This is a genomic window from Nonomuraea thailandensis (assembly GCF_024172165.1).
Taxonomy (GTDB): domain Bacteria; phylum Actinomycetota; class Actinomycetes; order Streptosporangiales; family Streptosporangiaceae; genus Nonomuraea; species Nonomuraea thailandensis.
Genome location: NZ_JAMZEB010000002.1, coordinates 2952671 through 2965537, shown reverse-complemented (window position 1 = coordinate 2965537; position 12867 = coordinate 2952671). Strand labels below are relative to the sequence as shown.

The window sequence follows — 12867 nt, the reverse complement described above, 5'->3', positions numbered from 1 at the left end:
CAGGAAGGCGGCGTGAGGGCTACGACGTCCGGTCCAGGAACGTGGCGATCGCCGTCACGAACGGGCCGGCGTCGTCGATCCAGGGCGAGTGCCCGGCTCCCGGCTGCACGACGAACTCGGCGCGGGGGAACAGCGCGGCGTACTCGGCGGCGGCGCCCGGGGGCGTGTTGAGGTCGAGCTCCCCGGCCAGCAGCAGCACCGGCGCGCCGAACGCGGCCAGGGCGGCGCGCGTTGCCTCGGGATCGTAGGCGCCCTCGGCCCCGTACACGGCGGCGGCCTCGTCGTTCCTGCGCCGCTCGCAGAGCGCCTGGAACGCCTGGGCCGCCTCGTCCCACCGTCCGAACATGAAGGGGTCGACGGCCGCCCACGTCTCGGCGGTGGCCTGGCCGCCCTGGATCTGCCGCAGGGCGGCGAAGGCCTCGGGGAACCAGGGCTCGCCGGCGCGCAGCCGGGCGGCCTCGAGCCTGGCCTGCGGGGTGGGATCCAGGCCGACGGCCCTGGTGCTGGGGGCGATCAGGAGGAGGCGGCCCGTGCGGTGGGGGTGGCGGGTGGCGTACAGGACGGCGAGGTTGGCGCCGGCGGAGTGGCCGAGCAGGTCGATCCGGTCGAGGCCGAGGTGCTCGCGCAGGGCCTCGACGTCGCCGACGAGCCGGTCGCAGCGGTAGGTGGCCGGATCGCGCGGTTCGTCGGACTCGCCGGTGCCTCGGGGGTCCATCAGGACGAGCCGCCGGTGCTCGGACAGGCCGCCCAGATCGCCCAGGTAGCCGGAATCCTGCATGGGGCCGCCCGGAAGGCAGATCAGCGGGTCGCCGTCACCTTCGCCATCACCTTCGCCTTCGCCGAAGAGGTGGTAGGCCAGGCGGGTCCCGTCGTGGGCTGAGAAGAAGGGCATGCCGGGATCCTTCCAACATCGCCCCCTGCCGGGCAATCGAGTATCGGACCTGCGCGAACCTTTGCCATGCCGTGGTCCGGGCTGAGGATCGTTCGGGGAACGTACGGGAAGGTTCGAGGTCGGATCGGCTCAAACTTCACCGGACCGGAGATGATCGTGCCCGCCAAGACCAGAAGCAGCACCAGAGCGACGACGAAGAAGCAGTCGAGCAGCCAGCCGTGGCTGCACGTGGACGGCACCGAGATCCAGGAGTTCGGCACCGTCAGGACGTGGCCGCTGGGCCTGTCGGACGAGGCCCGCGAGTACGCCTGCGAGCGGCTGAACCAGATCCTGGCCGACACGCAGATCCTCTACGCGCTCTACAAGAAGCACCACTGGCTGATGCGCGGCCCCACCTTCTACCAGCTCCACCTGCTGCTGGACAAGCACGCCGAAGAGCAGCTCAAGCTGGTCGACCTGATCGCCGAGCGCGTGCAGACGCTGGGCGGCATCGCGGTGGGCGACCCGCGGCACGTGGCGGAGATCACCGTGGTGCCGCGCCCGCCGAACGGCGCCGAGGAGGTGCCGGCGATGTTGTCGCGGCTGATCGAGGCGCACGAGACGATCCTGATCGCCTCGCACGACGCCGCCTCCCGCGCCGACGAGCTGGGCGACGACGGCACCAACGACCTGCTGGTCTCCGACGTGATCAGGACCGGGGAGCTGCAGACCTGGTTCCTGGTCGAGCACCTGGTGGACACGCCGCTCGTGGAGACGCCGCACGACGGGCAGACCCGCGCGCCGCGCCGCACCAGCCGTTCCTCCAAGTAGCCTCGGCACCCGCGGCGGCCTCCGGCCGGACGGCGACCGCCGCACCGGCGGGGGCGCGGACATCGCTGACCGGGTTCGGCGGGCGGAAGCCGCCGGGCTCGGCCCCGCGGGTCCCTACCTGGTCGTCATCAACAACGGGGACCTCCGTGACGGGCGTCAGCTCTCCACGCCGAACCCGTCGAGCGACTCGCGTTCCTCCTGCGTACGCAGCTCCTGGAAGAGCGTGATGTGCAGCCCCGCGGGCGCGTCGAGCCGGGAGTTCAGCGACTCCCACGGCGTGACCGTGGGCGGCGCCACCTCCGTCGCGCCCGCCGAGACCAGCCGCCGCGTGGCGTCCCTGGCGTCGTCCACCTCGAACGCGACGCGGATCCTGGGCGCCACCTGCCGCCCCACCTCGACCTCGTCGATCATGACCTTCTGCGCCGGGTTGGCGATCTCCAGCGTGGCGCGGCCCGCGTCGAGGATCGTCACGCGCGCGCCGTCCCCGCCGGAGAACGCGGCCTGCTCCGGCAGGCCGAGCACGTCGCGGTAGAAGGCCAGCGCGGCCTCGTAGTCCTCCGCCTCGACGACCAGCCTGAGCTGGCGGACCGGGCCGTCCGGGGAGGTGGGGTGGGTGGTCATGGCGGGCTCTCTCCTTCACGGGGTTGCTCTCTGCTCCCGTAGCAACCGGGCGGTCCCGTCACTTCATCCCCGCGGCAGGATCTTTCCGAGGCGAGCTGAGCCTCCGTGCCGGCCCGGGGTCAGTACTGCACCCACAGGTGGTAGAGGCCCGGTGCGGTCCAGTTGGACGGGATGGCGGTCTCGCAGTAGTACGAGCTCCAGGTGTGGTTCGCCTGGCCCTGCTGGCCGAACCACTGGCACTGGTCGGGCCAGCCGTAGCTGGCGTGCTTGACGTAGGCGGCGGAGGTGGAGGCCGCCAGGGCGGGGGCGGCCAGAGCGGGGGCGGCGAGGAGGGCGGCCGCGGCCAGCGCGAGCGCGCCGAGGGGGTGCGACTTCATACAGGAAAGTTAACTAACAATTTGTGCACCGGCAATGCCTTCCGGGGCGGCTCGGGGGCGGCGGTGGTCGCCTACGATCTCGGGATGATCACACTGCATGACATCATCGCCGGCGCGGAGAGCGGGCGGACGCCCGAGCCGGGCGCCGGGCCCACGATCGTCCCGCAGCCCTCCCCTCACGACGCGGGGGTGATCGCCTTCACCGGCCACAACGTGATCTACGCCGACGTCGGCGAGAGCTGGATCCGGTCCCGGATCCCCGAGGGCGACCTGTCGGCGCCGCTCAACCCGCCCTTCCTCAGGGACCTGGAGGAGCGCACGGGGCGCCGGGTCGACACCATCGACATGCTCGCCCTGGGCGGCCCCTGCGCCGGTGATCCGCCGATCGACCTGGCCGAGGTCACGGACGCGGCGCATCCGCGCGTCCGGCGTGCCCACCGCCGTCGCGCCGAGGTGCGCGTCTGGACCTGCCCGGGAGGGCTGCTGGTCGTGGGACGGGGCGTCGCCGGGCGGTGGGAGGTCGGGATCGAGGTGGAGCCCGCCGGACGGGGACGCGGGCTGGGCCGGGCCCTGGCCCGCGCCGCCCGGCATCTCGTCGCACGGCCGCTGTGGGCCCAGATCGCCCCGGGCAACGCGGCGAGCGTACGGGCGTTCCTCGCCGCCGGCTACGTCCCCATCGCGGCGGAGGCCCTCCTCGTCCCGGCCGGCACGACCGCCCGCGACGCCCGCGTGCCGCGATGACGCGCCGCGCGGGACCCCGTGTGACGCGCCGCGCGGGACCCGCGCGGGCGGCGGTGGCCTGCCGCGCCGGAGGCGGTGCTCGTCTCGCCGGCCGCCGGCCCGGCCCGGTGCCGGGTCAGGCGTAGCGCGGGAACAGGTCCGTCGTCGGCCAGGTCGTCACCTTGCCGATCTCGGCGTTCATGCGCGGGCTGAGCACGTCGAAGTCCGGCGAGCCGCTCTCCTCGTTGCGGTTGAACAGGGCGGCGTAGGTGAAGCCGTTCTGGAGCCGGGCGGTGTAGGTGTAGGTGCCCGGCAGCCCGCCGCTGTGCCAGGTGTTGAGATGCCCCGTGACCTGACGGACCCACAGGCCGGCGCCGTACCAGGAGCCGCTCTCGGTGACGCCGATCTCCGGCTTGGCGACCATCCTGCCGATGGAGGTCGCGTTCAGCACCGTGCCGGGGGCGTCCAGGATGCGGGCGAAGCGCACGAGGTCCACCGCCGAGGCCAGCCACCCGCCGCCGGGCCCGCGGTTCTCCATGCTGAAGGCGCCGTACGGGGCGGGCACCGTGGCGCCGGACGCGTCCGTGACGGTCCTGCTCGTCTGCGCCGACTCGTAGACGATCTCGCCGGGGGCGGCCTGCGCCTTGAGGGTGCGGCCGAGCCGCATGCGGGTGACGCCGGCGGGCGCCAGGATCTTCTGCTTCACGTACGACTCGTACGCCATGCCCGACGCCTTCTCGACGATCATGCCGAGCAGCATGTAGCCGTAGTTGCTGTAGGCGTACCTGCTGCCGGGAGCGAAGTCGAGGGGGCGGCCACCGGCGTACTGGACGATGTGGTCACGCGTGATCGGCAGCGTCAGGCCGAGCGAGCGGGAGATGGTGTGGTCCAGGTAGAGGTAGTCGCCCGAGATGTCGCGATCCCACCCGCCGGTGTGCTGCAGCAGCCGCCACACCGTCACGTTCGCCAGCCGGGGGTCGGCCGTCGTCGGCAGCCCGAGCAGGGTGGCGACGGACGTGCCGAGGCTCAGCTTGCCGTCCTGCGCCAGTCTCATGATCGCCACGGCGGTGATGTGCTTGCTCAGGCTGGCGATGCGGAACAGCGAGGTGGGGTTCAACGTCGGCACGGCGGGGTCGTCGCTGTAGCGGTAGGCCCTGGCCAGCACGAGCTTGCCGTTCTTGGTGATGGCGAGCTGCGCGCAGGAGATGGCGCGCTCCACGATGTAGGTCTTCATCACCTTGTCGAAGCCGGCGAGCGCGGCCGGCGCCACGCCCGCGGTCTGGACCGTCGCGGCGAACGCCGGGAGGGAGGTTCCCAGCGCGAGGGCCGGCACGGTGGCGGCGCCCGCCGCCAGGAAACGCCGCCTGCTCAGGCCGTTCGACACGGACGGGTACGGCTGGTTGATCGTCATGGTCAGATGTCTAGTGGATCACCGGCCAGAATGGGCTGGTTTCGGCCATTTTGGGGTTGCGGCAACCGGCCCATCCGGCCACGAGCACCACGGCGGCGAAGATCCTTTGCCAACTTAGACCCGATTTATACCTATTTATCCCTTTATGTCGTGATTTGCTGGATGAGTGGGGGAAGCACCTGGAAGGCGGCCCGAGCGAGGCCGGGCCGGGCGCGGCAACGTCCGGCAGGGCGGAGACGCACTCGGCCACGGCGCCGCCGAGCCGTCCTCCGCAGCGGACGAACGACCACTCAGGAGGGAGCGTTCCGATGACCTTTCACACCCACCACACACGGCCGATGACCGGCTGGGTGGGCTGGATCTGGTTCGGCGGCATGATGATGGTCCTCGCCGGGCTGTTCAACGTCATCACCGGCCTGACCGCCGTCTTCGCCAACCGGATCTACGTGCAGACGCCCAACCGGATCCTGCTCTTCGACCTCACCACCTGGGGCTGGCTGCATTTCGCCTTCGGCCTGCTCCTCCTGGCCACGGGCATCGCCATCACCGTCGGCCAGGCCTGGGCCCGGGTGGTCGGCGTCGTCCTGGTGATGCTGAACGCGCTCACACAGCTCACCTGGATCGCGGTGAACCCGTGGTGGTCACTGGCCGTCATCGCGATCGACGTGCTCGTGCTGTACGCGCTCATCGTCCACGGCCGCGAAGCCGAGCTCGACTGACACGCCGGCCGGCGCCGCCGATCCGGAGGCGGCGCTCACCGGCGTAACGGGTCTGGTCGGCGTCCCGTTCAGTGGTTACCGTCCGAGCCATGGCCGATTTCGAGCAATACCCGTTCGGGCCGGGCCCACGAGGGGCTCTGGCCGACGCGTACGCCGTGCGCCGGGACAAGGACCCGCTGGGGAAGGTGCGGCTGCCCAGCGGCTGCACCGCCTACCTCACCACGACGTACCAGGACACGCTCGCCGTGCTGAGCGACCCGCGCTTCGGCAGCGACCTCAGCCGCCCCGGCTCGCCCCGCATGTTCAGCGGGTTCTCCCTGTTCAACACGCCGGGGATGCTCTCCAGCATGGACCCGCCCGAGCACACCAGGCTGCGCAGGCTGCTGTCCGGGGTGTTCACGCCGCGCCGGGTGAACGGATGGCGGCCCAGGCTGCGGGCGCTCACCGCCGACCTGCTCGACGCGCTGCCCGCCGAGTTCGACTTCGTGCACGACTTCGCGTTCCCGCTGCCCGTCCAGGTCATCTGCGACGTCATGGGCGTGCCGGGCATCGACACCGAGCGGGTCCGGGCCTGGTCGGACGCCATGCTCTCCACCTCCAGCCTGTCGCCGGAGGAGCAGATGGGCGCCGCCATGGAGTTCGCCGCCTACATCGCCGAGGTGATCTCCGCCCACCGGGACGAGCCGGGCGACGGCCTGCTGGCCGCGATGATCCACGCCCGCGACGGCGAGGACCGGCTGAGCGAGGAGGAGCTGGTGACCAACACGCTGGTCCTGTTCCTCGCCGGGCACGAGACGACCGGGACGGCGCTGTCCAGGTCGATGTTGCGGCTGCTCGACCCGCGTGAGGGCTACGAACGGCTGACCGGCGAGCCCGGGCTGATCCCGGGCACGGTGGAGGAGCTGCTCAGGCTGGAGCTGGTCGGCGACAGCCCGTTCCTGCGGGTGGCCAGGCAGGACGTCGAGCTGCCCTCCGGCACCGTACGCGAGGGCGAGGCCGTGATCCCCTCCGTCTCCTCGGCCAACGTCGACCCGTCCGCCTTCCCCGACCCGGACGTGCTGCGGCCGGAGCGGCAGGCCGCGCACCTGACCTTCGGGCGCGGCGCGCACTTCTGCCTGGGCGCGAACCTGGCGCGGATGGAGCTGCAGGAGATCCTGGGCGTGCTGGTGACGCGGCAGCCGGGCCTCAGGCTGGCCGGGCCGGCCGGGGACGTGCCGTGGACCGAGGGCGTCCTGACCGTACGGCCGGCGCAGCTCGTCGTCCGCAAGGAGTGACCTCCCGGCGGCCACGGGCCCCAAGTGGTAAGGGCAGCCCTCCGCCTCTGCCCGCCTGGACCGGCGCCGAGGCGCACGGGCCAGGAGATGATCCCGGCCCCCTGGGGCCTCGGCCGTGCCGAGGTTAAGATCGGCTGGTGACGGTTCACGATCGAAGGGCCTTCATCATCGGCGGCACGGGCCAGATCGGCCGGGCCACCGCCGCCCGGCTCGCCGAGGCCGGATACGCGGTGACCCTCGGGCAGCGGCGCCCCCGTGCGGGCGCCGCGGAATCCGGCGGCGTGGTGTCGGTCCAGGTCGACCGGGCCGACACCGACGCGCTGCTCAACGCCCTCGACGGCCACGACGTGGTGGTGGACACCGTCGCGTTCACCCCGCTCCACGGCGAGCAGCTCGCCCGGCTGGCCGGGCGTGTCGGCTCGCTGGTGGTCATCTCGACGGGAGCGGTCTACCAGGCTCCCGGCCTGCCGGTGCCGATCCCGGAGTCGTGGCCGACGGTCGAGCGTGACGCCCACGACTATCCGGCGGGGAAGGCGGCGCTGGAGCGCCGCCTGCTGGCGACGCCCGGCCTGCCGGTCAGCATCCTGCGGACGGGCGTGCTGCACGGCCCGCACGGCAAGTCGCTGGATCACTGGTCGTTCATCAAGCGGGCGCTGGACAAGCGTCCGCACGTGGTGCTCGCCCAGGACGGGCGCAGCCGCTTCCCCACCTCGGCGGTCGCGAACGTCGCCGAGCTGATCCGGCTGTGCGCGCGGCGGCCGGCGGCCCGGGTGCTCAACATCGCCGACGACCCGCTGACCGTCGCCGAGATCGGCGCCAGGATCTTCGCCGTCATGGGCCACGAGGCGGAGATCGTCACGTTCGCGGGCCCGTCACGCCCGGACGGCCTGGGCTTCCATCCGTGGAACGTCCCGGAGCCGATCGTGTTCGGCATGGACAGGGCCAGGGCCGAGCTCGGCTACCGCCCGGCCGTCTCCTACGACGACGCGCTGCGCCAGGACATCGAATGGGCCGCCGCCGCCGTGGCGGAGGCGGAGGCGGGCGGCGGCGGATGGCAGGACGTCTTCCCCGATCTGGTCGCCCGCCACGGCCGCGACGTCTGGTTCCCCTACGCGGCCGAGGACGCCTTCGTCACCGGCGCGCAGGCGGGCGTCACCAGGTGACGGGCAGGGCGTGCAGCCCGAAGAACGGGGCGTCGTAGGCGAAGGGCAGCTCCTCGAAGGTGACCGCGAGGCGCAGCGCCGGCATCCGGGTCAGCAGCGTACCGACGGCGATGCGCAGCTCGGCGCGGGCGAGGTTGCGGCCGACGCACTGGTGCACGCCGTGGCCGAAGGCCAGGTGGTGGTTGGCGGGCCGGTGGATGTCGAAGTCGTCGGGGTTGTCGAAGGCCCGCGCGTCGCGGTTGGCGGAGGCGGCCAGCACCGTCAGGCGGTCGCCGGCGCGGATCCGGGCGGAGCCGATCTCCAGGTCATCGGTCGCGATCCGGTCGAAGCTGACCCAGTCCTGCACGGAGTGGAAGCGCAGCAGCTCCTCGATCGTGCCCGGCAGCAGGCCGGGGTCGGCGCGCAGCGCGGCGAGCTGCGCCGGGTGCCGCAGCAGCGTGAGCACGCCCATGGAGATCGTGTTCGCCGGCGAGTCGTAGCCCGCGAGCAGCAGGAGGAAGCCGATGTTGATCAGCTCGTCCGTGGTCAGCTCGCCGGTGGGCAGGTGCCGGGCGGCCAGCCGCCGGATCATGCCCCGGTGCGGGTCGCGCGGGGCGTCGCCGATGAGCTCGCGCAGGTAGCCGCGGACGTCGCCGGACGCCTGGGCCGCCACGCTCGGGTCCATGCTCGTCACCGACAACATGCGCAGCCGCGACTCGAAGAAGGCGTGGTCGGCGGCCGGGACGCCGAACAACTCGCACAGGACCCGCGACGGGACGCGGCGCGCGTACAGGGCGACGAGGTCGGCGGGCGGTCCGGCGGCCAGCAGCTCGTCGACGGCCCTGTCGGCGATGCGCTGGAGTGCCGGCCGCATGGCCTCCATGGGGCGGGCGCCGAGCTCCGGGATCAGCAGCCGCCGGAACCGGGTGTGCTCCGGCGGATCCAGGTCGACGAAGAAGCCGTCGTCGGGACGGTCGTCGTCGGGGCCGCGGGGCCGTTCCGGGCGTCCGGTGTTCGAGCTGATCCGCGGGTCGCTGAGGAGCTGCCGGGCCTCGGCGTGGCGGGTGACCGCCCAGACCGGCGCGCCGGTGGGCAGGGCCGCCCGGACGACCGGCGCGGTGGCGCGCATCCGCCGGTACTCGTCCGGCGGCGCGAACGGGCAGGTCCGCTTCATCGGGAAGGCCGGGACCGGGTCGTGCTCGGGTGTGCTCATCGCGCCTCCCCGCCGGTCCCCGTCACCGACGGCTGCTTCGGACGGCCGGTCCATCAGGCGCCCCCTTCCCGCCTCTGTGACCACGCGGGTGTCTGGAGGATCTCCACGACGGCGGCGGAGATGGTCACGCCGGGGCCGTAGGCGAACATCAGGAGATGGTCGCCGGGGCCCAGGCCGCCGCCGCGCACCAGGTGTTCCAGGGCGAGCACCTGGTCGCTGGCCCCGCAGTGGCCGATGGTCCGGCCGAAGTCCCACGTCGAGCGGGACGCCGGGATGCCCAGCCGGTGCTCGCAGATCTGCTCGGCGATCTCCCCGGAGGTGTTCATGCAGGTCACGCGGGTCACGTCCGCCGCCTTGATGCCGGCCTCCGACAGGGCGCGGTCGATCACCTCGACCATGCGCTCGTCCAGCGTCACCAGCACCATCGTCCCTTCGCCGCCGGTGACCGCGCGGCGCCGGAACGTGTCGTTGTGCGCGGCGAAGTCCACCGTCCTGCCCTCGGTGACGCCCGGCGGGAACAGCGGCTCGGCACACCGGTGCATCTCCTCGGCCTGCGACACCGACATGGTGCTGACCGAGGCCAGCCGGGCGAATCCCGGCGCGGTGTCGAGCACGACGGCGCCGGCCGCGTCGCCGGCGACGGCGCCCGGCAGCATCCGCCAGCGGTCCGCCAGCGGGGTGCCGTAGTTGTCGGCGGCGACCAGCAGCGCCGCCTGCCGTCCGGAGTCGGCCCGCAGGTAGCTCGCGGCCAGCTCCAGGGCCGCGAACATGCCGTTGCAGCCCTGCTTGAGCTGGGTCGACAGGACGCCGTCGCCGACCAGGTGGCGCTGCACGTAGGCCTGCGGCGGCCAGCCCTCGGGGCCCTGGTGCCAGGTGGAGGTGTAGAGGAGGAGGTCCAGGTCGGCGGGCGGGCGGCCGCTGCGCGCCAGCGCGGCGCGGGCCGCCCGCAACGCCATCTCCGGCGCCGGGAGGTCACCGGCCACCGCGACGGAGGCGATCCCGTGCAGCTCGGCCTCCTCGGCCGGGTACCAGCCCTCCGCCACCGCGTGCTCCACCGCCACGGTGTCGGGCAGGTACGACCCGACCCCGCTGATGTACATGTCCGCCGTCTCCATCTTCGCCTCCCGGCTCGCTCGAAGGGGTGGTGCCGGCGCCGCGCGCCCGGCGGGAACAGCGGTGTCACGGGGCGTGCGGTGCCGCGACCGGGTCGCCCGGTCCGTCGCGGAGCAGCAGCATCGGGTCGGCCAGCTCGTACAGGCCGCACATCGGGGGGCAGGCCTCGTAGCCGAGGAGCCGCTGGATGTCCTCGGGGTAGCCGCGGACCACGTCCAGGGGGATGGACAGGTACTGGTTCTCCTCCTGGCGCAGGTTGCCGAGGTCGTAGGCGTACGACAGGCCGGTGCGGGGCGCGTCCGAGGTGTTGGCGCCGGCCCCGTGGTAGGTGCTGCCGAGCCACAGCAGCGCGGAGCCGGCCCGCATCGTGGCGGGCACCGCCTCGTCCTCGCGTGGCCCGCGCTCGTCGTCCCAGAGGTGGCTGCCGGGGATCACCCGGGTGGCGCCGTTGCGCGCGGTGAACTCGCTGGCGGCGACCATGACCTGGACCCGGCTCTCCGGGCCCGGGTGGGTGCGCAGGTGAGCGGTGTCGTCGCGGTGCAGGCCCTGGGGTGCCACGCCCGGCTGGATCTGGATGGCCCGCGAGATGCCGAGCTGGATCGTCGGGACGAACTCGATGCGCTGCTCGCCGAGCCAGGCGCGCACCGGCCGCTGCAGGAAGTGCCGCGCGAGCCCGAGGAGGTGCGGCTGCCGCATGACGGCCACCGAGTGCGCGCTGCGGCGGACCAGGCCCGGCAGGATCCGGGTCTTCTCGCCGACCAGCCGCCCGTCGCCGTCCGCCTGGGCGGCCAGGGCCGGGCCCAGGTCCTCCCACAGGCCGTCGAGCGTGCCGGGGTCGAGGAAGTCCTCGATGATCACTGCTCCGGCCGCTTCGACCGCGTCGATCGCGTCCTCGATCGCGGCCGAGGCGGGCAGGGTGGTCAGGGTCGGCTTGGCATCGGTCATCCCGGCCTCCGCGAGGGCTGTGTCTGGTGAGGTGGTCAGGCGGCACAGGCGGCACATGCGGTACAGGCGGCTCAGGCGGGAGGGCCGAACCACCGCGTGAGTGCACCGGTCAGCGACTCCTCGCCGGCGGGGGTGCTCCAGGCGACGAAGCCGTCCGGGCGGATCAGCAGGGCGTCCGCCGGGGCGTCGGCGCAGGCGGCGGTGACCACGTCCACCCGGTCGGACCAGGGTCCGGCGAGCGCGCGCAGCGCGGGATCGGCGCCGAGGTCGAGCAGCAGCGGCCGGCCGGTGCGCTGCAGCTCGGCCAGCCGTACGGTGCCGTGGGCGCCTTTCAGCCGCAGGTCGGGGCAGTAGCGCCCGACGAGCGGGCCGGTCAGCGACGGGTCGCCCATGTCGTAGCTGATGTGCAGGTCGTCGACCAGGGCGGTCAGCCGCCGGTTCGTGTCGTCGTGGAGCAGCAGGCGGGTGAGCAGGCGGCGCAGCGCGTCGACGTGCGGGCCGGGGCGCATCAGCGCGATGGAGGCACGCTGGACCTCCAGGGTCTGCGCGCCGACCGGATGCCGTTCGGAGGTGTAGGTGTCGAGCAGTTCCTCGGGGCACCGGCCTCGCGCGACCGCGGCGAGCTTCCAGCCGGCGTTGAGGGCGTCGCCCAGCCCGAGCCGCAGGCCCGGGCCGCTCCACTGCGACTGCACGTGGGCGGCGTCGCCGACGAGCAGGACCCGGCCCTGCCGGTAGGTGGCGGCCTGCCGCTCGTTGTCGGTGAACCGGTTGATCTTGTGAACCTTGGTGACCGTGACGTCGGTGCCGCTGAGCCGGCGCAGCGCCTCCTGGAACTCCTCCCGCGTGATCGGGGCGTCCCGGTTCGCCGGTGGGCCGATGAACTCCAGGGTGATGAACCGGGGCGGCCCCTCCTCGTACACCAGGAGGCCGTTGTCCTTGCGGAACCAGCCGGGCAGGTGGAAATCGGGGTCGTCGACCTCGGCGAAGGCGCGGTATCCGGTCGTGATGCCGTCCGTTCCCGGGAAGGGGATGCCGGCCAGTTTCCTGATCGTGCTGCGGCCGCCGTCGCATCCCGCCAGCCAGCCGGCCCGCATCCGGTACGGCCCTTCGGGGCCGTCGACGTCGATCCGGACGCCGTCGCCGTCCTGGGTGAAGCCGGTGACCGTGTGGCCGCGCCGTACCTCGACGCCGAGTTCGGCGGCCCGCCGGGCCAGGTCCTGCTCCAGCAGTTGCTGCGGCACCAGCAGGTCGGGAGATTCGGGGCGGAGCACGAACATGGTGGCGAAGTGCCGCGCGCCGGGAAAGGCCTTGGGGTGCAGGCTGTCCGCCCGCCGCTCGCCCTGGGCGATGCGGGCCCGGTGCCCGGCCGTCGGCGGCGCGGGGGTGCCGTCGACGCCGATCAGGAGGCCGCGCCGGTCCAGGATGTCGATGGCCCGGCCGGTGATGCCCTCCGCCTTGGGGTGCGTCTCCATCTCCGGCAGTCGTTCGAGCACCACCACCGGCACGTCGTGCAGTGCCACCTCGCACGCGAGCATGAGCCCTATCGGGCCACCACCGACTACCGCGACCTGTGCCATTCGCACCTCTGCTGGGGGCGTGAGCCTGCTGGAGGAATCGCTGAGCGCCGGCC

Annotated in this window: 13 protein-coding genes; 5 read left to right on the top strand and 8 right to left on the bottom strand. The window is 73.0% G+C overall.

Translation table 11 applies throughout. The features are described from left to right. Positions 1-19: 19 nt before the first annotated feature. Positions 20-892: an alpha/beta fold hydrolase gene (locus HD597_RS17185; RefSeq protein ID WP_253743369.1), complete on the bottom strand. Its 873-nt coding sequence runs from the start codon at positions 890-892 to the stop codon at positions 20-22. A 156-nt stretch (positions 893-1048) separates the two neighbouring features. On the opposite strand from HD597_RS17185, the gene HD597_RS17180 reads away from it, so the two are divergent. Then, positions 1049-1702 carry a Dps family protein gene (locus HD597_RS17180; RefSeq protein WP_253743368.1) on the top strand — a complete coding sequence of 218 codons (654 nt, stop codon included), beginning with the start codon at positions 1049-1051 and terminating at the stop codon, positions 1700-1702. 156 nt (positions 1703-1858) lie between these two features. Here the strand turns inward: HD597_RS17180 and HD597_RS17175 are convergent, their stop codons facing one another. Together HD597_RS17175 and HD597_RS17170 are read right to left on the bottom strand one after the other, a co-directional pair. Then, positions 1859-2323 carry a VOC family protein gene (locus HD597_RS17175; RefSeq protein WP_253743367.1) on the bottom strand — a complete coding sequence of 155 codons (465 nt, stop codon included), beginning with the start codon at positions 2321-2323 and terminating at the stop codon, positions 1859-1861. Positions 2324-2442: 119 nt separating this feature from the next. Continuing rightward, positions 2443-2700, bottom strand: a complete 258-nt coding sequence (locus HD597_RS17170) for a hypothetical protein (protein ID WP_253743366.1) — start codon at positions 2698-2700, stop codon at positions 2443-2445. A gap of 84 nt (positions 2701-2784) precedes the next feature. Between HD597_RS17170 and HD597_RS17165 the strand changes: the two genes are divergently transcribed. After that, positions 2785-3441: a GNAT family N-acetyltransferase gene (locus HD597_RS17165; protein WP_253743365.1), complete on the top strand. Its 657-nt coding sequence runs from the start codon at positions 2785-2787 to the stop codon at positions 3439-3441. 115 nt (positions 3442-3556) lie between these two features. Here the strand turns inward: HD597_RS17165 and HD597_RS17160 are convergent, their stop codons facing one another. Further along, positions 3557-4831 carry a serine hydrolase domain-containing protein gene (locus HD597_RS17160; RefSeq protein WP_253743364.1) on the bottom strand — a complete coding sequence of 425 codons (1275 nt, stop codon included), beginning with the start codon at positions 4829-4831 and terminating at the stop codon, positions 3557-3559. Positions 4832-5139: 308 nt separating this feature from the next. On the opposite strand from HD597_RS17160, the gene HD597_RS17155 reads away from it, so the two are divergent. From HD597_RS17155 to HD597_RS17145, 3 genes are all read left to right on the top strand, one after another. Next, positions 5140-5550 carry a DUF7144 family membrane protein gene (locus HD597_RS17155; protein ID WP_253743363.1) on the top strand — a complete coding sequence of 137 codons (411 nt, stop codon included), beginning with the start codon at positions 5140-5142 and terminating at the stop codon, positions 5548-5550. A gap of 89 nt (positions 5551-5639) precedes the next feature. After that, positions 5640-6824 (top strand): cytochrome P450, encoded by a 1185-nt coding sequence (locus HD597_RS17150; RefSeq protein ID WP_253743362.1) that lies wholly within the window; start codon positions 5640-5642, stop codon positions 6822-6824. A gap of 137 nt (positions 6825-6961) precedes the next feature. Next, the gene (locus HD597_RS17145; RefSeq protein WP_253743361.1) at positions 6962-7987 is read left to right on the top strand and encodes an NAD-dependent epimerase/dehydratase family protein; all 1026 of its coding nucleotides are present in this window, start codon (positions 6962-6964) and stop codon (positions 7985-7987) included. On the opposite strand, the gene HD597_RS17140 is transcribed toward HD597_RS17145, so the two are convergent. From HD597_RS17140 to HD597_RS17125, 4 genes are all read right to left on the bottom strand, one after another. After that, entirely contained in the window at positions 7977-9179 is a 1203-nt protein-coding gene (locus HD597_RS17140; RefSeq protein WP_253743359.1) for a cytochrome P450, read from the bottom strand. The two genes, HD597_RS17145 and HD597_RS17140, sit on opposite strands and share 11 nt — an antisense overlap. A gap of 53 nt (positions 9180-9232) precedes the next feature. Beyond that, positions 9233-10294, bottom strand: a complete 1062-nt coding sequence (locus HD597_RS17135) for a ketoacyl-ACP synthase III family protein (RefSeq protein WP_253743357.1) — start codon at positions 10292-10294, stop codon at positions 9233-9235. 64 nt (positions 10295-10358) lie between these two features. Next, positions 10359-11237 carry a phytanoyl-CoA dioxygenase family protein gene (locus tag HD597_RS17130; RefSeq protein WP_253743355.1) on the bottom strand — a complete coding sequence of 293 codons (879 nt, stop codon included), beginning with the start codon at positions 11235-11237 and terminating at the stop codon, positions 10359-10361. Positions 11238-11308: 71 nt separating this feature from the next. Then, complete coding sequence (locus tag HD597_RS17125; RefSeq protein ID WP_276082943.1) at positions 11309-12814, bottom strand: FAD-dependent monooxygenase; 1506 nt, start codon at positions 12812-12814, stop codon at positions 11309-11311. Positions 12815-12867 lie beyond the last annotated feature (53 nt).

What these genes read in the sequence shown, in the direction of transcription:
- HD597_RS17185 (WP_253743369.1), bottom strand. Translation starts at nt 892, where the DNA reads ATGCCCTTCTTCTCAGCCCACGACGGGACCCGCCTGGCCTACCACCTC.
- HD597_RS17175 (WP_253743367.1), bottom strand. Translation starts at nt 2,323, where the DNA reads ATGACCACCCACCCCACCTCCCCGGACGGCCCGGTCCGCCAGCTCAGG.
- HD597_RS17170 (WP_253743366.1), bottom strand. Translation starts at nt 2,700, where the DNA reads ATGAAGTCGCACCCCCTCGGCGCGCTCGCGCTGGCCGCGGCCGCCCTC.
- HD597_RS17165 (WP_253743365.1), top strand. Translation starts at nt 2,785, where the DNA reads ATGATCACACTGCATGACATCATCGCCGGCGCGGAGAGCGGGCGGACG.
- HD597_RS17160 (WP_253743364.1), bottom strand. Translation starts at nt 4,831, where the DNA reads ATGACGATCAACCAGCCGTACCCGTCCGTGTCGAACGGCCTGAGCAGG.
- HD597_RS17155 (WP_253743363.1), top strand. Translation starts at nt 5,140, where the DNA reads ATGACCTTTCACACCCACCACACACGGCCGATGACCGGCTGGGTGGGC.
- HD597_RS17150 (WP_253743362.1), top strand. Translation starts at nt 5,640, where the DNA reads ATGGCCGATTTCGAGCAATACCCGTTCGGGCCGGGCCCACGAGGGGCT.
- HD597_RS17140 (WP_253743359.1), bottom strand. Translation starts at nt 9,179, where the DNA reads ATGAGCACACCCGAGCACGACCCGGTCCCGGCCTTCCCGATGAAGCGG.
- HD597_RS17135 (WP_253743357.1), bottom strand. Translation starts at nt 10,294, where the DNA reads ATGGAGACGGCGGACATGTACATCAGCGGGGTCGGGTCGTACCTGCCC.
- HD597_RS17130 (WP_253743355.1), bottom strand. Translation starts at nt 11,237, where the DNA reads ATGACCGATGCCAAGCCGACCCTGACCACCCTGCCCGCCTCGGCCGCG.
- HD597_RS17125 (WP_276082943.1), bottom strand. Translation starts at nt 12,814, where the DNA reads ATGGCACAGGTCGCGGTAGTCGGTGGTGGCCCGATAGGGCTCATGCTC.